This is a genomic window from Bacteroides xylanisolvens XB1A, assembly GCF_000210075.1.
Classification (GTDB): domain Bacteria; phylum Bacteroidota; class Bacteroidia; order Bacteroidales; family Bacteroidaceae; genus Bacteroides; species Bacteroides xylanisolvens.
This window is the reverse complement of record NC_021017.1, coordinates 2,606,512-2,630,122: the sequence shown is the minus strand read 5'-3', so window position 1 is coordinate 2,630,122 and position 23,611 is coordinate 2,606,512. Positions and strand designations below refer to the sequence as shown.

Genomic DNA, 23,611 nt, shown 5'->3' with positions numbered 1-23,611 from the left:
CCGATAATTTCTCATTTAACTGCAAAATTCCCATTTAATTAAGAACGGTACGGAAATGAGGTAAACTCATATAATTATAATTCAAAAAAACTTCCGTAAACATTCTCAAGTATACTTATCACTATGAGAAAAAATACTCATAGGTATGAGAAGAAATACTCATTATAATGAGAACTTTTTCTCATTGCAGTGAGAATATACCCTTGTCAGAATAGGCTGAAACAGTGCATTACTGTACCGGAAACGAGCTAATTTTAATTCAAAACCGAACATGAATGCTTGTCTACTTCCCACTATATTTACTTGGCTGCATCCCGAATTGTTTCTTGAACAATGAACTGAAATACTTCGTGTTGACAAATCCGGTTTCGGCGGCGACATCGGTTACGCTTTTACCTTCTTTCAGCAGTTCGGCAGCTTTTTGTAGCCGGATGATACGAATAAACTCTTGCGGCCCTTTTCCCGTCAGTGATTTAAGGCGACTGTAGAATAGTGTTCGGCTCATTGCCATTTCATGGCATAAGAGATTGATGTTGAAATCGGGTTCATCCAAATGTTCAAGAACAAACCGGGTAGCTTGCATGATAAACCGGCGATCACCCTCGGCCATTGTTTCGCTTGCTGTCGTTACGTTTTTGTTGTCGATACTTTCATTGTTTTCATTGCTTTCATTGTCGTCACGTTTGCCGCCCGCCTCTACTTGAGCGATGGCTTGCCGCATGAAAAACTGCCGTTGCCTGTTTCGATTGTCAATCAATCCTTGTTCTTTCAATTTCAGTATCTCTGTACTGAATGGTTTGGGGATATAATCATCCGCGCCTTTCTTCAATCCTTCCACTATTGCTTCGTGGTTAGCCTTTGCCGTCAGCAGAACGACCGGAATACCTGATGTGTCAGGATTTTCCTTGACCATTCTGCAAAGCTCGTCACCCCGTATGCCGGGCATCATGACGTCGGAGAGGATGATATCCGGATATTCATTGGCGAGACAGGCGATAGCTTCGTGTCCGTCGGCAACATCAATCACCCGATAGAGGTGCTCAAAGGTCTGGCGGAGGTAGTGACGGAGAGTTTCGTGGTCTTCTACAATGAGCAATGTATTCCGGTCGTCCGGATCTTTTATTTTATCCGTTTCGTGGCTGTTATTATCCGATGTGCCGGCAAGGTGTTCGAGGGATGATTCGTGCGACACGGGTTCGGCTACGGTGGTGGTTCGCGGCAATGTTACGATGAAAGTAGTTCCCTTGCCCTCCTCGGAACAGAAAGTGATTTTTCCATGCAGCATCTTTACAATGCGCTGCACCTGCAACAGTCCGAATCCGGTTCCTTCTTCCTGTGACTGCCGGGCATTTTCGGCTCTGTAAATATCGGAGAAGATGTGCTTCTTCGCTTTCTTCGGTATGCCTATTCCGTTATCTTTCAACGAAAGGATGGCTTTGCGTTTCGTGGCTTTCAAATCCAGACTGATTTCTCCCTGGGGCATGGTGTATTTGCAGGCATTGGAAAGAAGATTGTCGAGTAACATCTCTATCAGGTGTTTGTCGGCTGAAACGAAAACGGATTCGTTGGGTTGGGTCAGATTCAGTGTCAACTGCTTCTTCTCGCAAAAAGACCGGAAGACGGAGACTTCTTTCAGCAAAACTTCATTCAGACAAAGCGGAACCGATGAAGAGGATGGCTTGTGGGCGTCTACCTTTTCAAATTCGAGCAACTGTGTGATGAGCGAATGGAGTTTTCGGGTACTTTCATGAGCCAGATTCAGGTAATAACGGGCTTTGTCCGAGAGATCCTGTTCCCGGTTCAAATCCTCCAGCGGTGCCATGATAAGCGTTACCGGCGTGCGAATGTCGTGCGCCGTGTCGATGAAGAAACGTATTTTGTCTTCGTCGTATTTCTTTTGGAGTTGGTTGCTCTTATAGCGCAGGATGAAATAGAAAACGAAGCCTATTATAAATAGGTAAATAGTCCAAGCCCACCACGAGTTCCACCATGGCTGGCTCACTTTCACTTCTAAGGTGCTTTCGGAGATTGTCTTTCCGTCGCTGCGCCGCAGGCTGCGCACCTTAAAAAGATAAGTGCCCGGCGATACCTTGGTGTAGGATGCCTTGCCCTCGGCAGACGGTTTGCTCCAGTCATTGTCATACCCCTCTAAAATATGCTGATAGACAATATCGCGCTGGAAACGATAGTTGATAGATTCAAAAGAAACGGTAAACGAGTTGTATTTATAGCCGAGCCGTACCGCACGGTCGGCAAGCATATCATGGATGGCGGGTCTCAACGATTCTTCTTCCTGGACGTTTTGATAATCAACCGTCAGTCCCGTGAAACGCAGGAGCGTCCAGTAGTCTACGGTTGAAATGTCGAGTGGCATGATAAAGACAGCACCATCCGTGCTGCCATACACGAACTCGCCGTTCATCAACCGGGCAAATGAGGATTTGTTATATTCTTTGTCTATATTGCCCGCATAGTTGAGGTTCGACACGCGCAGGCTGTCTATCAAGGCAATTCCTTTTCCGGTGCTGACCCACAAGCGTTTCTTGTCGTCTCGCTGCAAACTATATATATCGTTGGACGGCAATCCCTCTTGAACAGTGAAAGTCTTTACCGTCCGGTTTTTCATGTCATATAGATTCAATCCTCCCCCTTCGGTTCCCAGCCACACGGTTCCGTCGTCATTGAACAGCATAGAGATGATATAAGCACTGACATTCTGATTGTGAAATTCCTGGGAATTGGCATAGTGCTGTATATTCCCTGTATGTTTGTCCACCAGGAAGAAACCATTGACGGTAGCCACCGCTACCCGGTTTCGGTCGATAGGTTCAATGGATTGTACCCAATTCACGTCGAAAGACCGTCTGCTGCCTTTTTCTTTTTCAAACATGATCAGGCATCCGTCCAGACCTCCTATCCATAAGTCTCCCTCCATGTCTTGTCTGACGGAGAAAATATAATTGGTGGTCAATTGCCCTTGTTGCTTGGTGAGATGGCGTAACACGCGTCCGTTGTTATCCAGTAGATACACTCCGTCTCCGTACGTTCCTACCCATACGTTCCCATTTCCGGATGTGCAAAGAGAAATGGTTACGATTTCTTTCAGCACGTGTTTCCAAGTGCCTGACAAGGTGTTTCGGATGCTGATTCCATCATCGGTAGCGAACCATTGGTTGCCATCCGGATTTTCTTCGATATCATTCACGTTGTTGCTGATGAGAGAATGGGTATTTCCCTTTTCGTGTGCTAATATCGAAATGGGATGTTTCAGCAGGATAGCCACGGATACGCCTCCCGTATAACTACCTATCCAGATGTTGCCCTGGTCGTCTCTGGTTACGGCATATATGCCGTTTCCGCGCAGGTAAGTATCTGTGTCATCTTTGGTATTCATCAGTAAACGGGCTTTCTTGGTGTCCTTGTCTATCGCATACACACCGCCACCGTCTACGCCTATGAGTATGGTATGTACATCATAGTCTGTAATTGCCCGTATCGGATGAAGGAACGTGCTCCCTTGTCCCTCCAGCGCAAGCACTTTGGAAGTGTCGAGGTTCATCACAGACAAACCGCTGCCAAATGTGCCTATCCAGAGTTCTTTTTTCGGTTTGTCGCAGAACAATGTTTGTACATTCCACCCCTCCAGCAGCTGGCGTTTCTTATCCGGCAGGGTGTGTGACAGTTGCCAGACTCCGTTAGAAGTACCCACAAAAAGCGACTCGCCGGCAAATGCGATGTCGTTGACATATTGTCCTTTCAGTACGGCAACTATACGATGGTCCGCTTCTTGCTTGTATAGTCCTTTATCCGCTCCCATCCACCAGGTTCCGTCACTATCCAAACAGAGTTTGTTCAAGATGACTTCTTCCTGAATCAATTGTCCCAGGTGGAGGACTTGCTCAAAATGATCCAGGATGGTGGAATATCGGTAGATTCGTCCGGTGTGGTCGTAGGCAAACAGTCCTTGTTGTGCGTCGTACAATAAGTAAAGCCTGCGTCCGGCAAGATCACCATAATAGAAACTGCCCGGCAAATCATAGTTCTTTACCGTATGACCGTTGTATCTGTCTATTCCGGTTTTTGTAGCAATCCACATAGCACCGTCTCCATCCTCGACAATCGAAAAAACGCGTTGGCTACTAAGGCCTTCTGCATAGCCTACATGCCTGACATCGAACATCCGGTTGGTCAGTTCGGCTTTGACAGCTATGCTTATCATTAGTAGTAAGGTGATAACAAGATTAAAACGAACCATATTCTTTTAATTGTTGACATTACAAAGATAAAGTTTCTTTAGAAAATCCCAACAGAATAGGGGTGTGAAATTAGAAGGAATATTCAGTAAATGTTCTTATGTAAAGTCAATTAGAAAATCAACAAGATTAATATTTCCGGGAATGGCAAGTTTCTTTCTTATTCGGTAACGGGCTGTTTCTACCCCACGAATAGTGAGATTGGTGAACTGCGCAATATCTTTGGTCGATAGATTTAGCCGTAACAGTGCACAAAATCTCAAGTCACTGGCTGTGAGACTGGGATATTGTTTACGCAGGTTACGGAAGAAATTCTTATGGATCATATCAAAATTCTTGTGGTAAATATCCCAGAATTCCTCCTCATTCAGGTTTCCGTTAATCTGTTTTAGTATGGTGTCTATATCATGTTGATTGATAATTCCCTTATGTTCTTGTTCAGACATAACCTCTTTCAAGCTTTCAACCGCTTTACGTTGGACTACGGCATCGAGAGCCAGGCTGGCTAATTCCTTACTTTTGACTTGTAATTCTGCTTCAAGTAATTGCTCGCGTTGTTGCGCAATGATATGTTCCTGCTCCAACATCTTGAAGTCCTGTTTCATTTTCTCTTTTTCAAACTCCCTATTACGTTTTCTTAGCATTTTGGCAGCATGCCAGCGAGAGTAGAAGTATACTATTACACTCGCAAGAAGCACATATATTATCCAAGCATATATGGACAGATAAAATGGGCGTGGTTTATTGAAATAATATTCTACGGAACTAAGTACCTGACCATCGACATTTTTCACTGAAGCCGTAAAATGATAATCTCCATACCCTAAGCTACCAAATGTGACTACCGGATCGGCTGATTCTGACATCAGATCCAAGCTACTTCCCGTGAGATGATAGCAAAAACGGAGCGGTTCGCAGTTAAAATTAGGATAAGACAAATGGAAAGTTATATCCCCCCATATTTTCTTGTTGTCTTTCTTTTCGGCAGATACAGGCATTAGATGCAATTGATAATCCTGCGACAAAGAAGTAGCTTTTCTAATGAGTAAAGAATTCCTTTGCAGCAAAGTGTCTTTTTTCAGATTCATATCCAAACGCCCTATACCATTGTTGAGACAGAAATAAGTGGTGTTATTGTTTACATATACATTATTATTGTTTTCATTGCATTCAAGTCCGAAAAAAGAGGAAGGGATGAAGCGTTCCATCCTGAAATTGTCATTATCATATCTTATCAGGGTGTATCCGCGATAGTCGGTAAGCCAATAGAGGTTATCATCTACCGGTATAGCCATATTAATCCCATTTTTGAGAATGGAGTTAAGTTGTACGAAAGGTATGATACGCTGGTTAATATCATCATAAGTATACGTTCTTTTGCTGTCCGACAATACCACTCTTCCACGTATCTTCATAACATGCATTAGGCTTGCATTATTCTCTTCGTCTGACAATGACTTGATATACGTGCACTTTTCCACCTTTTTTAAATCCCTTGAAAGCTCTATCCTGTAGATACCGAGACTCATATGTGCAGCCCATATATTTCCACTATGATCGACCTCGAACTGGCGTACCGGATTCCAGAAGCCATCAATGGAATGAGAAAAACTCCATTTACCATTATATTTACGATAGACTCGGAGGTTATAATAGGATGACTCAATGAGAACTTCCTGTCCGTTAATTATGCATTTGCGCAGACACGTGCTACTGGTTTCTGTTTCGGGGATATTGCTGGCGGTAGTTCCCGTTATAATTTTAGTTCCGAAATTGTTTCCCAGCAGAATTTGTGAATCAAATGTACTGATATGCCAGTTCTGTCCTTCGGTACCCTGGATAGGAACAATTGTTTGGTCGGCAAAAGAGTACAACCAGGCAGACTGGTTAGTAGCAATATATAGACTATTATTAAATGCATTGACCCCATATACCATTCCGAATGACTGTGAATTGCGGTCAGGTATCAGAATGGAATAGGGAGAACCGGTATGGATTAATGCAATGCCGATATCAAGTGCCGCCCATACATTATTATCCCGATCACAGAAAAGCCGTAATACAGAATTGTTATATAAACGATTTTCCATATCATAATGCCACTTCTCTTTTCCTTCTTTGTCAACGGCATAAATACCATTGCGGATCGTTCCGAGTACGATTGCCGAATCTGATGGAATCATTACGGCACGATTCATCTGCTGACTTTTTAATTCCTGATCGATAGCGGTAGGGTGGGGAGAAAGTGTCTTTCCGTCATAGTCAAAAAGTCCGTTCCACTCGGTACATAGAATCATTTTTCCTCCTGCTGTGGGAATGACCGCAACCACAGAGTCATCTTTTAATGCTTTACGTTTAATCAATAGTTTATATTCATCATTTTCCAGAAGATAAAAATCACCGTTGACCATCTGTACATAGATTTGTCCATGCGCTTTATGAAAATACAATGGCAAATGTTGAGAGTTATAGTGTGCGGTTACTTTCTTTCCGTCATATTTAAACCAAGAACTGAATGATTGGAAATAAATGCATTCACCTATTTTGAGTATATTCCATATTTCATCATTGTGTGTTTCGATATTCTTGAGTTGGCTCCATAAGGAAGTGTATTCAAGTATACCAAGAGAGTTGCGGCTGAAATAGCCGAAATCCTCGTATGTTCCCACATAAATACGGTCACCATCAATGAGTATGGATCGCACAAGCTGATTACCGGGCATTTGATATTTACTCCACGTATAGCCATCGAAACATAATAGTCCTGTATTATTGCCAATATACATCTCTCCGTTCTTTCCTTGGGCTAAAGCCCAGTTTTGTAATCCCGCCTGATAGTCTTTGGCAGTATAGTTGGTAACGATGGGCATGAATGTAGATGCATGACTTATTACCGGGGATAAACATCCTCCTATGAAAATAAATAATAAATAGATAAAATCAGTGCGTCTCATAGAATACTCTCTCTATTATAGTGATGGAAAATAATTTCAAATATAATACCAAATAATTAAAAAATCCCAAATCAGCGAAAAAACATGCCAAAATAAGTGTCTACAAGCGATAAACGTACTAAAAACGTAGTGTTGTACAGCATAAAAGTAGTAGCGTAGTATGCGTTATTTTGCAAGAATTTTAAAAACTCCATTCCTTTGTTGCATTGATTTTTTAGCAACCTTATTATCAACTAATACGTAAAAAAATGAAGAGAAAGATTACTTTTCTTGTAGTTGCAGTGTTGTGTTTACAAACACTGCTTGCTCAAAACAAAACAATCAGAGGTACTATTGTTGATTCCTTTAGTGAACCGATCATTGGTGCGTCTGCTCATGTAAAAGGTACCTACACTGGTACTATCTCGGACCTTAATGGTAACTATACTTTGGAAAACGTTCCCGAAGATGCTGTTATTACCTTCTCTTATATAGGAATGATACCTCAAGAAATTGCTGTAAAAGGGAAGAATGTAATCAATGTTCAATTAAAAGATGATGTTCAGAAGCTGGAAGAAGTGGTCGTGATCGGTTACGGTTCAGCCAAAGCCAAGGACTTGACTTCTCCTATTACGGTAGTCAAGGGGGAAGCGTTACTTTCTACTCCCGCCTCTTCACCTATGGCTGCCATGCAAGGGAAAGTGGCCGGAGTAAATGTAACCAATAGCGGTACTCCGGGAGAAGGGCCGAAGGTAGCCATTCGTGGTAAAGGGTCATTTTCCAACAGTTCGCCTCTTTATGTTGTAGACGGTATGTTCTATGATGACATCAATTTCCTCAATAGTAATGACATTCAGGATATGTCCGTGTTGAAGGATGCTTCGGCTGCTGCCATTTATGGTGTGCGTGCCGCTAATGGTGTTGTTATTATCACTACCAAAAAAGGCCAACGTAATCAGAAAGCTAAAATTACCTATAACGGATATATAGGTGTACAGAAAGCTACAAACGTTTTAGAAATGGCTAATTCTCAAGAGTATTCTACTATGCTTCTCGAGGCTAATTATGATGCGTATGTATCTACCATGAAGGCTTCTATTGATAAATTCGGCGGTGACTATTCCGATCCGGATTTTCATAACTGGAAATTCGATTCAGACACAGACTGGTATAAGGAGTTACTGCGGAGTGCGCTTATCACTAACCACAGTTTGGGAATTAGTGGTGGAACAGAGAAAAGCACTTATTCCGTAGGTATGAGTTATTTGTATCAGGATGGTGTAATGGATGTAGAGAATAACTATAAACGTCTCAATTTCCGTGCAGCACTCGATTATGAAGCAGCCAACTGGCTGAAGGTCGGTTTTAATGGTGTATTTAGTAACTCTACCCAAGTGTTGCCACAAAATAAAGCTTGGCAGCAGGCATTTAATGCTCCGGGCATTTATCCGGTTTATGATTCGGCAAATGATAATACTTTCCCCGACAAGTATGCATCACCTGATGCAGTTGGTTTCACTGCTAACTTCTACAATCCTGTGGCAACAGCCAACTATTATGATTCACAAAATGAGAACTATCAGGTATTGACTAACTTCTATGCACAGTTCCAACTCTTACCGGAGAAGTTAAATTTCAGAACAAGTTATAGTTATGATTATTCAGCCATTCGCGGTCGTGAATATATTGCTCCCTACTATGTAAGTAGCTGGCAACAACAGGCCGTTTCAGAATTGACAAAGAAAGATACGAACTATTACAATTACATTTGGGATAATATATTGACTTATAATAATCAGTGGGGAAAACATAACTTTGGAGCCATGTTGGGTTACTCTATGCGGCAACAACAGTACAGATATATGTGGGGAAAAGCTAATAATGTACCGGAAGGAAAAGACGAATGGCTTTATTTGAGTCAGGGAAATGCTGAAGGTGTAACTCTTGGAGATGATGGTTACTGCTATCGCGGTCAGTCTTATTTCACCCGTTTAAGTTATGACTATGCAGGGAAATATCTGTTGACATTCACTATGCGTGCGGACGGTTCTTCCAAATATCAGGAACATTGGGGATATTTCCCATCCGTTGGTGCTGCATGGGTTATCAGTGAAGAAGATTTTATGAAAGATCAAAAGTTCTTTGATTACCTGAAACTGCGTGCCAGCTGGGGGCGTTTGGGTAATGACCACGTAGCTGCAAGTGATGGTTTTGCTTCAATTACCACAGGTAATTCTGCATCCGGTGTATTTGGAAACTCTACTTTCCCAGGCTATCAAAATACAACTTATTTCAGTTATTTGAAGTGGGAGCTGGTAGATGAAACAAACGTCGGTTTGAACTTCTCTACTTTTAAGAATCGTTTGAATGTAGATTTGGACTATTTCTATCGCCTGACAAAAAGAGCTGTTATATCTCCGCGTTTACCGTTCAGCAATGACGTACTTGCCGGAAACTATGGTAAGATTCTGAATTCGGGTTTTGATTTATCACTTAACTGGAATGATAATATCGGAAGAGACTTCAAATATAATTTAGGAGTGAACCTTTCATATTTGAAGAATAAGGTAAAAGACCTTGGAGGATTGAGCTCTATCAAGGGAGGAAAGACCATTAATATGGTAGGTAAAGAAATGAATTCATACTATGGATATAAGGTTGTAGGAGTTTATCAGACTTTGGAAGAATGTGCGGAAGATCCGATTGCCGTAGCCAACAATCTTGTACCGGGTGACTTCAAGTATGAAGATGTAAACGGTGATAACGTAATTGATGGTGATGACCGCCAAGTACTTGGCTCTTACATACCTAATTTTACATACGGCATTAATCTTGGTTTGAACTGGAAGAATCTGGATTTTGAATTGACTACGTATGGTCAAACAGGCGGACAGATATACAACCGTAAACGTGCTTTGCGTTATGCACAGTCTAATTATAACTTTGATAAAGCACAGTATGAGAATCGTTGGACCGGACCGGGTTCTACTAACTCGCATCCGTCTGCAGCAGCATTGGTAAAGGGCTGGAATGTATCCGACCAAAGAGTGAACTCTTATTTTGTAGAAAGTGCTGATTTCTTCCGTATTCAGAACATAACTCTCGGTTATAGTTTGCGTAATATCAAGATGGGAAATTACACATTGCCGGGTATCCGTTTCTCACTAACGGCAGACCGTCCGTTCACGACATTTAAGGCGAATTCATTCACTCCGGAGTTGAGTGATGCTGAAGGATGGGATACAGAAGTTTATCCTTTGACATCTACTTATAGCTTTGGAATCCAGATTGATTTCTAAGCCGGAATGGAAAAATTAATTTTAATCTAACAAAAGAACAAGAAAATGAGAATACTAAAGAATATCTTAATATATGCGTTGCCAGCATTAATGTTATGCAATACATCATGTGATTATCTTGATAAAGAGCCCGAAAATAAGGTTCCGGAAGAGAATGTAGACTTTACTCAAATTGAGAATATGTATCAAGCGGTTTCCGGAGTATATGCTAAAGTTAGAACAGGCGGTATGCATTGGGTGATATGGCCGTTGTCTGTCGTGCGTGATGATGATGTTTGGTCCGGACGTATAGATGACCAGGCAACCCTTGTTGATATGGGTAACTACAACTATGACAGTTCTTTCTGGGGGCTCAACGAGATGTGGAATCAGTACTATGGTATCATAAAAGTGGCCAATGCTGCTCTTGAATCGCTGGATTCCTACGCAGAAAATATCACGTCGGACGATGATATGACTAATTACCGTTCTTACTGTGGTGAAGTGAGGTTCCTTCGTGCTTATGCTTATTACCGGCTTGTACAGGCTTTTGGTCCGGTAACTATTTTGCGTAATAATACTCAAACCGACATGACCCGTTCAACGATCAATGCTGTATATAAATATGTTCTTGAAGATCTACAGTATACGATGGACCATACTCCGAGATTACGTCCGAATGAAATGGCCCATTATGGTGCTGTCACTGCTTTCTCGGCAGAGATGCTTGCAGCAAAGATACATCTGAATCAGGGTAATTATGGAGAAGTTGAAACATTGACAGATGATATTATCGGTAGCAAGAAATTTAAGCTTTATGATGATTACTATAATTTATTCAAGATTCCGGGTAAGGTTTGTGATGAATCGTTATTCGAATGTCAGTGTACTGATTTTGGTCTTGGGTCAGGTGATATGGTAGATGCTGATAACTGGTTTGTATTCCAAGGACCGGCGAACGACGGAAATATTTCAGGCTGGGGATTTATCGGTATATATAAAGATTTCCGTGATTGGGCAGCGGCTCGTGGTGAGACTATCCGTGCTACGACTTCGTTCCTGTTGGCTGGTACAACTACTCCAAGCGGTGATGTGATTCGTGAATTGCAGAACTCTACTCAAACAGATTGCTGGAATGGAAAAGCCTATACTCCGACAGATCAGTTGACACCAGGTCGTACTAAATATGGTGCAAATAACAATGTACGTATATTCCGTTACGCAGATGTACTATTGATGAATGCAGAAGCTAAGGTACGTTTGGGTAAGGATGGTGATGCACCGTTGAAGCTTGTGCGTGACCGCGCCAAGATGTCCGAGATTGATAATGCGACAGTAGACCAAATCCTTGATGAACGCCGTATGGAACTTGTTTGTGAGTGGGGAGAGCGTTACAACGACTTGATTCGTACCGGTAAGGCTGCTTCTGTGCTTGGTTCCAAAGGATGGACTGAAGATAAAACCTATTATCCGCTTCCTTTCGATCAGGTATCTAATATCCCAAGTCTGACGAACGAACCGATTGACGAGTAATTATGTCTAAATAAAATTAGGAAATGACAGGAATAGTAAAAAAGATATTACTAAGTTCTGGGATAGCGTTCTCTGCCTTGGCAGGGAACGCACTACCACCGGAAGATTCTATAAAAGTAGTAAAAGGACAGGTAAGTGACTACTATATCCCGGTAGTAAATCAATACGAAATAACCGGAACGGTTGTAGATGAACAGGGTAATCCGCTTGAAGGGGCTACCGTTATGTTTTTCTCGAGTCCGGTTCATTGTAACACGAACATAGAAGGCCGTTATACGTTGAAGGCTACTGATAACGATGTGCATCTTTATGCCTATTATCCGGGAAAATCTTTTGCCAATGTAAAACGTGCTGTTGACGACCGGCAAGTGAAAATCGTTATGCAATCAGGGAAGCATAAGTCTGTGCAGCGTCAGCCTGCTCAAGCTACAAGGTGGTATGACCCTGCGCATCCTGTCACTCGTACCTATTGTAATCCTATGAATATTAGTTATAACTATGAACCTTATAACAACAATGTTCAGTCTAACGGATCGTTCAGATCTTCTGCCGATCCGATGGGATTAACTTATAAAGATGAGTATTTCCTGTTTTCCACGAACCAAGGAGGCTTCCATTATTCGAAGAATCTAAGTGACTGGGAATTTGCTCCGGCCTCTTTCCAGCGTCGTCCTACGGATGACGATATGTGCGCTCCGGCAGCATTTGTAAGCGGAGATACGTTGTTCTATACCGGTTCTACTTATGAAGGATTGCCCGTATGGTATAGCACATCTCCCAAATCCGGGCGTTTCAAGCGTGCTATCGAACGTAATACGTTACCTTCATGGGACCCTTGCTTGTTTTTGGATGATGACGGTAAACTCTATCTTTATTACGGTTCGAGTAATGAGTACCCTCTTAAAGGCGTACAGGTCAGTCGTGATGATTTTCGTCCGGTCAGTAAGATTTATGATATCATGATGCTTCGTCCGGAAGAACATGGCTGGGAACGGTTTGGCATGAACAATGATGATGAAGTGACGTTGCGTCCGTTTACCGAAGGAGCTTATATGACGAAGCATAACGGAAAATATTATTTTCAGTACGGTGCTCCGGGAACGGAGTTTAAGGTATATGCCGACGGAGTATATGTCAGTGATTCGCCATTAGGACCGTTCACTTACCAGCAGCATAATCCGATGAGCTATAAGCCCGGCGGATTTGTACAGGGAGTAGGACACAGTGGCACTTTTCAAGATTTGAAAGGGAATTACTGGCATGTGGGTACCTGTATGTTATCTCTCAAATATAAGTTTGAAAGGCGTATCGGATTATATCCTACGGCATTCGATCCGGATGGAGTGATGTACTCTACCACAGCATTCGGCGATTATCCTTGCTGGAATGCCGACTACGATATTAAAAATCCGTCTGACCGGTTTACCGGCTGGATGCTCCTTTCTTATGAGAAACCGGTAAAAGTATCCAGTACCGACAGCATCTATTCCTCTTCCAATCTTACCGATGAAAATATGCGTACGTATTGGGCTGCTAAAACCGGGGAACCGGGTGAGTGGATAGAAATTGATCTTGGCGCCATGAAACACATCAAGGCGATCCAACTCAACTACTATGACCATAAAAGTGTGCAGCATAATCGTGCAAACGATTTATACTATCAATATCGTATCTACTCCAGTGATAACGGGACAGACTGGACACTGGCGGTAGATAAAAGTGATAACGATAAAGATGTACCTCATGACTACATCGAATTGGGTGAGACGCTGGATGCCCGTTATCTGAAACTGGAAAACATTCATGTTCCATCCGGCAACTTTTGCCTTTCGGAATTCCGGGTGTTTGGTTTTGCCGATGGAGAGAAACCTCTGCCTGTACGAAACTTCAAGGTAGCACGTGACAAACAGGATAAGCGCAATGCGATGATTTCGTGGAATCCTTCATCCGATGCCTACGGCTATAATATTTATTATGGCATTGCTCCCGAAAAGCTATATAACTGCATCACCGTGAACGGTGCGGATCATTATGACTTCCGGGGACTTGACCTTGGTACGACTTACTACTTTGCCATTGAAGCTTTGAATGAATCGGGACGGTCGGCGTTGTCGAAAGTCGTGAAACAATAATTATTAATCAGAAGAAATACTTTATATGATGATGGAATGGACAAGAACCGGCATATTTATTACTCTACTCGTAGTGGTATGCGCATGTACACAAAAGAACAAGACAGTGACCGATGCGGAGCCTGATCGCCCCGAGGCATTTGCGAACGACGATGAACTACTCGACTATATTCAAAAGACGCATTTCAACTATATGTGGGAAGGTGCGGAAAAGACTTCCGGACTGGCCTGCGAACGTATACATCTTGATAACGTTTATCCACAACAGGACCAGGATGTAATTACGATTGGAGGTAGCGGATTTGGAGTTGCCGGCTTGTTGGTGGCTATCGAACGAAACTTTATCAACCGGGAAGAAGGTGTAGCCCGGTTGACAAAGATTGTAGACTATCTGGCAAAAGCCGATCGTTTTCATGGAGTGTGGCCGCATTGGCTCCATGGTCCTACGGGCAAAGTGAAACCGTTCGGAACAAAAGATGACGGTGGCGACTTGGTAGAAAGTAGCTTCCTTATGCAAAGTCTGCTGTGTGTACGGCAATACGTAAAGGATGGCAACGAGAAAGAAAAAGCACTGGCAGCTAAAATAGACGAACTGTGGCACGGGATGGAATTCGACTGGTATCGCAACGGCGACCAGAATGTATTATACTGGCATTGGTCTCCTAACTATGGCTGGGAAATGAACTTCCCGCTCGAAGGCTATAATGAATGTCTGATTACCTATATCCTTGCAGCCTCATCCCCTACACATTCCGTTCCGGCAGCCTGTTACCATGAAGGGTGGGCGCGTAGCGGTGGCATCAAAAGCGCTTCCAAACCTTACGGTTACCCGCTCGAACTGAAGCATAATGGCGCAGAAGAGAAAGGCGGTCCCTTATTCTGGGCACACTACTCTTACATCGGCCTCGACCCGCGTAACTTGACCGATCAATATGCCAACTACTGGAATGTGGTACGCAATCATGCGATGAGTGATTATCAATATTGTGTCACTAATCCGAAAGGCTACAAAGGATATGGACCTGATTGCTGGGGACTTACAGCGAGTTACTCCATAAATGGCTATTCAGCCCACATGCCCGACAATGATCTCGGTGTGATAACTCCTACTGCCGCTTTATCCTCTTTCCCTTACACACCGGAAGAGTCAATGGCCGCCTTGAAAGGTTTCTATAAACAAGGATCATGGATTTGGGGGAAATATGGATTCTACGATGCATTCTCTCCGAACGAAAAGTGGACTGTTCCGCATTATCTCGCCATCGACCAGTGTACGATTGCGCCAATGATAGAGAACCACCGTACAGGACTACTTTGGCGGTTATTCATGAGTTGTCCGGAAATTCAGGACGGACTGAAAAAGCTAGGTTTCACTTCTACAACAGCCGAATAAAAACAGAAGAAAGAATAATATAAATACAAAACAGAATATGAGAATAGGTAGATTTTTGCTAACAGCAGTGATTACAGCGTCTGCTTTCACTGCTATGGCTGCCCCGCAAGCCGATAAAGATAAAATGGATCAGTTTATTGACAACCTGATGGGGAAGATGACTTTGCAGGAAAAGATCGGTCAGCTCAACCTTCCTGTGTCGGGTGAGATTGTCACCGGGCAAGCTAAGAGCAGTGATGTGGCCGGGAAGATAAGGAAAGGTCAGGTCGGTGGTCTTTTCAATGTAAAAGGAGTGGAGAATATTCGGGAAGTCCAAAAGATTGCCGTAGAGCAGAGCCGTTTGAAAATTCCTTTGTTGTTTGGTATGGATGTCATTCACGGATATGAGACTGTTTTTCCTATTCCTTTGGCACTTTCCTGTAGTTGGGATATGGAGGCTATCAAAGAATCTGCCTGTATAGCCGCAAAAGAATCCAGTGCCGATGGTATTTGCTGGACTTTCAGTCCTATGGTCGATATCTGTCGTGATCCCCGCTGGGGACGTATGGCTGAAGGCGGAGGCGAAGATCCTTATTTAGGTTCGGAGATTTCGGCAGCCATGGTAAAAGGTTATCAGGGTGATGATCTGACAGATAAGAACACCATTATGGCTTGTGTGAAACACTTTGCCTTGTATGGTGCACCCGAAGCCGGCCGTGATTATAACACAGTAGACATGAGTCACCTAAGTATGTTCAACAATTATTTCCCTCCTTATAAAGCAGCTATTGATGCTGGTGTGGGTAGTGTGATGACTTCTTTCAATGTGGTTGACGGTATTCCTGCTACCGGCAACAAATGGCTGATGACCGATGTCTTGCGTGACCGTTGGGGATTTGATGGTTTTGTTGTGACAGACTACACAGCTATTTCCGAGATGATTGCTCACGGAATGGGAGATCTTCAACAGGTATCTGCCATGTCACTTAGTGCCGGAACCGATATGGATATGGTTGCAGACGGTTTCCTTACTACTTTGGAGAAATCTCTCAAAGAAGGGAAAGTGACAATGGCTGAAATAGATAAAGCCTGCCGTCGTATTCTTGAAGCGAAATACAAGCTCGGATTGTTTGATGATCCTTATAAATATTGTGATGCAAGCCGTGTGAAGAAAGATATCTTTACGGCAGAAAACCGTACCGTAGCCCGTAAAATAGCTACTGAAACATTTGTGCTTTTGAAGAATGAAAACAACCTGCTTCCATTACAGCGTAAAGGCAAAATAGCTCTTGTTGGCCCGCTTGCCAATACAAAGGCCAATATGCCGGGTACATGGAGTGTGGCAGCTGCTTCTGACAAATACAATTCCCTGTATGAAAGCATGAAGCAATCATTGGCAGGTAAAGCGGAAGTGCTTTATGCCAAAGGTTCAAATCTGATGTATGATGCTCAAAGAGAGGCGGAAGCTACTATGTTCGGTCGTGAAATGCGTGATCCGCGTAGTGCGCAGGAGTTGCTTGATGAGGCTTTGAATGTAGCTTCCCAAGCAGATGTGATTGTGGCGGCAGTTGGTGAATCGTCTGAAATGAGTGGTGAATCCAGCAGCCGTACTAATCTTGAAATGCCGGATGCGCAGCGTGATCTTCTGACAGCATTGAAAAAGACAGGCAAACCGGTTGTACTGGTCTATTTTGCCGGTCGCAGCACTGTGATGACTTGGGAACAGGAAAATTTCCCGGCTATACTGAATGTATGGTTCGGAGGCAGTGAAGCAGCCGACGCGATTTGTGATGTAGTATTCGGAGATGTTTCTCCGAGTGGAAAACTGACTACGACCTTCCCGAAGAACGTAGGACAAATTCCTTTGTATTACAACCATTTGAATACAGGTCGTCCTTTAGAGGCAGGAAAGTGGTTCAGTAAATTCCGTAGCAACTATCTTGATATAGACAATGATCCTCTTTATCCATTTGGATATGGATTGTCATACACCACATTCCGTTACGGTGATCTTCAACTTAGCAATAACTCAATGAATGAAAGGGGGAAGATAACCGCCTCTGTCACTGTCACCAACACGGGCAACTATGATGCTGACGAAATCGTACAAATGTATATTCGTGATATGGTAGGGAGTGTAGCACGTCCGGTGAAAGAATTGAAAGGCTTCGAACGTATCCATTTGAAGAAAGGGGAAAGCCGCACTGTCTCTTTCGATATCACAGCAAAACAATTGAAATTCTATAACAGTGCGCTGAATTGGGTATGTGAACCGGGAGAATTTGAAGTGATGGTTGGTGGAAATAGCCGCGATGTACAAACAAAGAAATTCAGTTTGCAATAATACATATATGCTAAAATGACGTTTTCACTAAGGTTAGTCTAGGTATATTCATCAAATATGGTCAAACGATAGAAAGAGAATGAAGTCTCAATTTATTGTTTGACCATATTTTAATAAGTATTTTAAATCAGAAGTTGCTTTATAAATTCAAGGCTTTTCAAATACTCTATTCTTTTTAAGTCATCCGGTACAGAATTATTAGTGGTTACTTTTTAGTCTATTCAAGTTTATTGGACCTCAAAACTCCCCTTCAACCGTATATCCTGTGAAGAAGCTCCCACCATCACCGAGAAACTTCCCGGCTCTACCGTAAACTGATTATTCTTGTCCCATAATCCCAAGTCTTGAGGAGTAAGGGTAAAGCTGACGGTTTGTTCTTCACCCGGTTGCAAATGAATACGTTCGAAACCACGCAATACTTTATCGTAGGTGGTAACGCTGCTGAAATCATCCCGGATATAAAGCTGGACTACTTCATCTCCTGCTTTCTTTCCTGTATTCTTCACAGTACATGAAAGAGTGATATTTTCCTGCGGACCGATCACCGGTTTAGATATTTTCAAGTCTGAATATCCGAAGGTCGTATAGCTTAAACCATATCCGAAAGGATAAAGTACACCGTCTACACGGACTTTCCCTTTAGAGTCAGAACCCGGCTTGAATGGGAATGCAAAAGGAATCTGTCCCACAGATTTCGGGAAAGTGACAGCCAGACGCCCTCCCGGATTATAGTCTCCGAAAAGAACTTTAGCGATGGCATCTCCCATAAATTCTCCGGGGAACCAGGCATGGATAATGGCAGGAACGTATTTGTTTGCCCAGTTGATGGTTGCTGCCCTTCCGTCCACCATCACTAGAACGACAGGTTTACCTGTTGCATAAACCGCTTCCAATAATTGTTGTTGCCGTCCGCAGAGGTCAAGATTGGTACGTGAAAACTCTTCCCGAACCGTTTTCTCATTTCCACCCAGTACAAGAATAGCGATATCCGAAGCTTTTGCTAATTCTACCGCTTCATGAATCATCGCCTGCTCTTGTGTATCTAATGGAACATTGTACAGTTCGCTCTCCGGGAAATATTTATCAATAATGTCACAGCCTTTTGCATAGCGAACTTCCGAGTTAGGCAGATATTCTTTGATTCCCTGATATACAGTCTTAATAGACGCATTGGCAGGACCATATCTGCAAGTCAGCTCCTTCACTTCTTCCGCATTCGGACCAATCACAGCTATTTTTTTGAAGTTCTTGGATAACGGAAGCATCTGATTCTTATTCTTCAAAAGAACGACAGACTCCAAAGCGGCTTTCATAGATACTGCTTTATGAGCGTCATTGTGTACGACTGTCTCCGGACGGCGGTCATCACCGGGATATGGATTATCAAAAAGCCCCATCATAAACTTGACACGCAGAATCTCACTGACGCGTTGATCGAGCGTATGCAAAGAGACTTTACCTTCGTCGATAGCACGACGCAACGGAAGAATGAAATCTTGCGGGGGAGTAAAGTTGGTACGGATATTCAATCCTGCATTGACCACTTGTGCCGCCATCTCTTCTTCAGTCGGGGTGATACGATGTTTGGTGTGCAGAAACTCTACCGCCTCACTATCCGATACTACATATCCTTTGAATCCCCATTGCTGACGCAGAATCTCCGTGAGGAAATGATAGCTTCCGGAAACTGGCTCCCCGTCATAATCATTATACGAACTCATCACTCCTAGAGCACCCGCTTCCTGAATACCTTTGCGGAAAGGTTCCAGATAAAGAGTCTTCATCTCACGCGGGGCCACGTGCGGATCCGTACGCGTACCTCCGTCGCGTCCACCGACCGGGATGCTATACACGGCGAAATGCTTGGGAGTAGCAACAATACCTTCGCTTTGCAGACCGAGGATCATCTGTTTTCCCAATTCGCCCGCCAGATACGGATCTTCTCCGTAACTTTCTACCACACGTCCCCAGCGAGGATCTTGTGCAATATCCAGAATAGGAGAATAAATATTGGTATATCCCAATGCTTTTGCCTCATTTGCAGTGACTTTCGCAATTTCCCGGATCAGTTTCTTGTTCCACGTGGCACCTTGCCCGCATTGAGCGGGAAACATGGTAGCCCGGTCGTGACATAATCCGCGTATTCCTTCATTGGTGAAGTCCACCGGAATGCCCAGTCGTGTCTGTTCCACAAACCAGCGTTGAATGGTGTGTCGGTTCTTTACGCTGTTGGCATACGGATAGGAGATTTCAGAACCGAATTTACCCAGTCCGTTCGCCTGCTCATCAATATTTCCGATACCGTCCTTCCAAATTTCCGCTGACCATCCGGCAGTAGGCCATGCATCTTTCAATACCCGTCCCGAACCGTAGAGAGTAGCCATCTGACAGGTTTTCTCTTCCAGTGTCATTTGCGAAAGCAAATCCGCGATGCGGGCTTCGATAGGAGCGGAGGGATCTTCGTATACATCCTTTATACCGTTTTTATTGAAGTCGATCCAGGTTTTTTTGTATATGTCCTTTGAGTTGTTGCCGGATTTGTTATCAGTAGGTTTGTTGTTTGCCGAGATACTTTCGGAGTAGATACTTCCGGCAGATACTAACAGTGCGAGACATAGTAATTTCTTCATAATTTATTTTTTTGCAAGAGTACTTATCTATTTTATTTATGTTGCAAGTATACAAAAAGAATTTGATATGAGAGGATAGAATAGTCTTTATAATCACCTTTACTCTCACACCTGTAATGTCGATGGATAAAGAGATACAGGCAATGGTGGGGGTGTGAGGGTAAAAGTGATCTAAACTTTTGTTTAGAGAAATTAATTTGGAAATACTCTACAATGCTTGTTGAATACTCTACTCAATTATTGTCGAAAGCCGGAAAACCGCTTCATGGCTTTTCGTTGGCTCGCAGACCGAAAACTTTTCCTGTCATCTGATTGATACGTACTTGCCATACTTTGACATTACGTACCGCAGGATCGGAATAGTTGAACTCACTATCTGTGTAATGACGCATGATAATATCCAATGCACGGCGTTTCTCGTCTATCTCTTCGATGAATTCTACTTGCCCCCGACACATCGCGCTTTCCGAACGCATACTGTAACTGCAGGCTACCTTTTCGTGTTGGTAGACAAGTTTATGTCCAACGCTGAAAGTGATGCATACATTATTATTATGTTCTAGCATCTCCAACTTGCTGCCTTCAGGACCCGAATGAAGATATATGATGCCATTCTCATAACCGAAGTTCATCGGAACTACGTAGGGATTACCTTCCAAATCAGTAATGCCTACAAAACAGGCATCGCAATGGAGAATAATGGACTCGATTCGTTGTTTATCTTCAATAATGACAGTTTTCATAATGGCTGTTTGGCTTACCACAGAGGACACGGAGTACACGAAGTCTTTTTACTTCCTGATTTCTTAGCGTACTCTGTGGTGAATTTACTTTTCTATTAATTCAAAATCCAATTGTTTCTTTTCCAGATTGGCACGAGCTACCCGAACAGTAATAGCGTCTCCCAAACTGTATATTTTGTTTTTGCGGCGTCCGCGAAGACAATAGTTCTTCTCGTCGAATTCGTAGTAGTCATCATCCAGATCACGAACAGGGACCAGACCTTCACATTTGTTTTCGTTCAATTCTACATAAAGTCCCCACTCGGTTACGCCGGAGATTACACCGTCGTAAATCTGCCCCAGACGTTCGCTCATAAATTCCACCTGTTTATATTTGATGGAAGCACGTTCGGCATTGGCTGCAATTTGTTCCATGTTCGAGCTGTGGTCGCAGAGGTCTTCGTACTTAGCTTCGGATACGCTGCGTCCTCCGTCCATATACTTCGTCACCAAACGGTGTACCATCATGTCCGGGAAACGGCGGATGGGAGAAGTAAAGTGAGTGTAATATTCGAAAGCTAGTCCGTAGTGACCGATGTTATGGGTTGAGTAACGTGCTTTTTGCATGGCGCGGATGGATACGGTTTCTATCAGGTTCTCTTCTTTCTTTCCGTGTATGTCGTCCAATAAATGGTTGATGGATTTTGAAATATCAGTCTTCGTTCCGCTTGTACGCACTTTGTAGCCGAAGCGTGCGATGAACTGTGACAAGTTCTCCAACTTCTCCGGATCGGGTAGGTCGTGGATACGGTAAGGAAGCACTTTGGCTTTCTTGTTCTTCGGCACACATCCTATCTTTTCTGCTACGGTCTTGTTAGCGAGCAACATGAATTCTTCCACTAGTTTATTGGCATCTTTTGACTCCTTGAAGTAAACGCTGATTGGTTTTCCTTTTTCGTCAATTTCGAACTTCACTTCGTAGCGGTCGAAGTTGATAGCTCCTGCAGAGAAGCGTTTTTCGCGCAGTGCTTTGGCAATCGTATCTAATGTGAGTACTTCTTCTTTGAAGTCTCCTTCTTTTGTTTCTATGATTTGTTGTGCCTCTTCGTAGGTGAAGCGACGGTCGGAGTTGATAACCGTATGTACGATGCGTGAGTCTCTGACTTCTCCTTTTTCCGTAATATCGAAGATAACGGAGAAAGCTAGTTTTTCTTCGTTCGGGCGGAGTGAACAAATGAAGTTACACAACCGTTCGGGAAGCATCGGGATGGTACGGTCTACCAGATAAACGGAAGTTGCCCGCTTTTCTGCTTCCTTGTCGATGATGCTGCCTTCTTTTACGTAATGTGTCACGTCGGCAATGTGTACACCTACTTCCCACAATCCGTCCTTTAGCTTACGGATGGAAAGTGCGTCGTCAAAGTCTTTGGCATCTTTCGGGTCGATGGTGAAAGTTGTTACCTTACGGAAATCTTCGCGTTTGGCAATCTCTTCTGCTGAAATCTCGGCAGGAATCTTATCTGCTGCTGTCTCTACTGCTTTTGGATATACATACGGCAGACCGAATTCCGCAAGAATTGCGTGCATCTCTGTGGTATTGTCACCGGCCTGACCTAATATATCTATTACTTGTCCGATAGGATTCTTTGCCTTGTCCGGCCATTCGGTTACTTTCACAATGGCTTTATCTCCGGTCTTTCCGCCTTTCAGCTTATCTTTTGGGATGAAAATATCATTGGCTAATGTACGGTTCTCTGTCACCAGGAATGCGTATGACTTAGCTACTTCCAGTGTGCCGACGAATGTATCGTTGGCGCGTTCCAATATTTCGATGACTTCTCCTTCGGCCTCTCTGTTCTTCCGTTTGGCATAGAAGGTGATCTTTACCTTATCGTTATTCATCGCATGTGCGGAATTACGTTCGGCCACGAATATCGGGTCGCCCCCTTCTTCAGGAATAAACGAGTTCTTACCGTTGCTCTTCCGTTGGAAAGTACCTGTCATCTCCGTTCCGTGACTGTTCAGGCGGAACTTTCCTTTTTCTATTTCACTGATATAATCGTCAGCTAAAAGGTCATGTAATATATCGACGCATAACATTTTTTGCGGATGGGTAGTGAGACGCAGTTCCGAAAATATATATTTCATACTCAAGGTCTCGCTGGATTTGGCATGGAAAAAGTCTATTAATAGTGCTGCCAGCTCTTTCTTACTCATTCTCTTGCCGGCCTTTTTCTCTTTCTTTTCTTTCTTTTTTGCCATAATGTAGTCTTTTAAAATATCTAGTTACAAAGATATATAATAAAATGGAAGAACATTCAGAATTTGTTTTATTTCGTGATATTGGATATCGACTAATTATATGTTTGAGTGAGTTGGTAACTAGGTGTAAAAAGATATATTAAAAGGGAAGC

The 23,611-nt window shown here is 43.1% G+C and carries 10 protein-coding genes; 5 read left to right on the top strand and 5 right to left on the bottom strand.

Annotated features, from left to right (window positions below):
• Positions 1-283: 283 nt before the first annotated feature.
• Together BXY_RS10525 and BXY_RS10520 are read right to left on the bottom strand one after the other, a co-directional pair.
• Positions 284-4,255 carry a hybrid sensor histidine kinase/response regulator transcription factor gene (locus BXY_RS10525; RefSeq protein WP_208946801.1) on the bottom strand — a complete coding sequence of 1,324 codons (3,972 nt, stop codon included), beginning with the start codon at positions 4,253-4,255 and terminating at the stop codon, positions 284-286.
• Between the two features lie 96 nt (positions 4,256-4,351).
• Positions 4,352-7,207, bottom strand: coding sequence for a helix-turn-helix and ligand-binding sensor domain-containing protein (locus BXY_RS10520; protein ID WP_008643904.1), 2,856 nt, complete (start codon positions 7,205-7,207; stop codon positions 4,352-4,354).
• 248 nt (positions 7,208-7,455) lie between these two features.
• Between BXY_RS10520 and BXY_RS10515 the strand changes: the two genes are divergently transcribed.
• From BXY_RS10515 to bglX, 5 genes are read left to right on the top strand one after another with little or no spacing between them, the layout of a single operon-like run.
• Positions 7,456-10,485 (top strand): SusC/RagA family TonB-linked outer membrane protein, encoded by a 3,030-nt coding sequence (locus BXY_RS10515; protein ID WP_008643905.1) that lies wholly within the window; start codon positions 7,456-7,458, stop codon positions 10,483-10,485.
• 45 nt (positions 10,486-10,530) lie between these two features.
• Positions 10,531-11,997, top strand: a complete 1,467-nt coding sequence (locus tag BXY_RS10510) for a RagB/SusD family nutrient uptake outer membrane protein (RefSeq protein WP_008643906.1) — start codon at positions 10,531-10,533, stop codon at positions 11,995-11,997.
• Positions 11,998-12,020: 23 nt separating this feature from the next.
• The gene (locus BXY_RS10505; RefSeq protein ID WP_008643907.1) at positions 12,021-14,129 is read left to right on the top strand and encodes a family 43 glycosylhydrolase; all 2,109 of its coding nucleotides are present in this window, start codon (positions 12,021-12,023) and stop codon (positions 14,127-14,129) included.
• Positions 14,130-14,157: 28 nt separating this feature from the next.
• Positions 14,158-15,522: a glucoamylase family protein gene (locus BXY_RS10500; protein ID WP_008643909.1), complete on the top strand. Its 1,365-nt coding sequence runs from the start codon at positions 14,158-14,160 to the stop codon at positions 15,520-15,522.
• Positions 15,523-15,559: 37 nt separating this feature from the next.
• Positions 15,560-17,845: a beta-glucosidase BglX gene (gene bglX / locus BXY_RS10495; RefSeq protein ID WP_008643910.1), complete on the top strand. Its 2,286-nt coding sequence runs from the start codon at positions 15,560-15,562 to the stop codon at positions 17,843-17,845.
• A 227-nt stretch (positions 17,846-18,072) separates the two neighbouring features.
• Here bglX and BXY_RS10490 read toward each other — a convergent pair whose 3' ends face one another.
• From BXY_RS10490 to rnr, 3 genes are all read right to left on the bottom strand, one after another.
• On the bottom strand, positions 18,073-20,475 hold the full coding sequence (locus BXY_RS10490; protein WP_008643912.1) for a glycoside hydrolase family 3 N-terminal domain-containing protein: 2,403 nt from the start codon (positions 20,473-20,475) through the stop codon (positions 18,073-18,075).
• Between the two features lie 263 nt (positions 20,476-20,738).
• The gene (locus tag BXY_RS10485) at positions 20,739-21,218 is read right to left on the bottom strand and encodes a pyridoxamine 5'-phosphate oxidase family protein (RefSeq protein WP_004298553.1); all 480 of its coding nucleotides are present in this window, start codon (positions 21,216-21,218) and stop codon (positions 20,739-20,741) included.
• 84 nt (positions 21,219-21,302) lie between these two features.
• Complete coding sequence (rnr, locus tag BXY_RS10480) at positions 21,303-23,459, bottom strand: ribonuclease R (protein WP_008643914.1); 2,157 nt, start codon at positions 23,457-23,459, stop codon at positions 21,303-21,305.
• Between the last annotated feature and the right edge of the window lie 152 nt (positions 23,460-23,611).

Excerpts from the sequence above, each read along its gene's own strand:
- BXY_RS10485 (WP_004298553.1), bottom strand. The coding sequence starts at position 21,218 with ATGAAAACTGTCATTATTGAAGATAAACAACGAATCGAGTCCATTATT.
- BXY_RS10515 (WP_008643905.1), top strand. The coding sequence starts at position 7,456 with ATGAAGAGAAAGATTACTTTTCTTGTAGTTGCAGTGTTGTGTTTACAA.
- BXY_RS10505 (WP_008643907.1), top strand. The coding sequence starts at position 12,021 with ATGACAGGAATAGTAAAAAAGATATTACTAAGTTCTGGGATAGCGTTC.
- BXY_RS10525 (WP_208946801.1), bottom strand. The coding sequence starts at position 4,255 with ATGGTTCGTTTTAATCTTGTTATCACCTTACTACTAATGATAAGCATA.
- BXY_RS10510 (WP_008643906.1), top strand. The coding sequence starts at position 10,531 with ATGAGAATACTAAAGAATATCTTAATATATGCGTTGCCAGCATTAATG.
- BXY_RS10500 (WP_008643909.1), top strand. The coding sequence starts at position 14,158 with ATGATGGAATGGACAAGAACCGGCATATTTATTACTCTACTCGTAGTG.
- rnr (WP_008643914.1), bottom strand. The coding sequence starts at position 23,459 with ATGGCAAAAAAGAAAGAAAAGAAAGAGAAAAAGGCCGGCAAGAGAATG.
- BXY_RS10520 (WP_008643904.1), bottom strand. The coding sequence starts at position 7,207 with ATGAGACGCACTGATTTTATCTATTTATTATTTATTTTCATAGGAGGA.
- bglX (WP_008643910.1), top strand. The coding sequence starts at position 15,560 with ATGAGAATAGGTAGATTTTTGCTAACAGCAGTGATTACAGCGTCTGCT.
- BXY_RS10490 (WP_008643912.1), bottom strand. The coding sequence starts at position 20,475 with ATGAAGAAATTACTATGTCTCGCACTGTTAGTATCTGCCGGAAGTATC.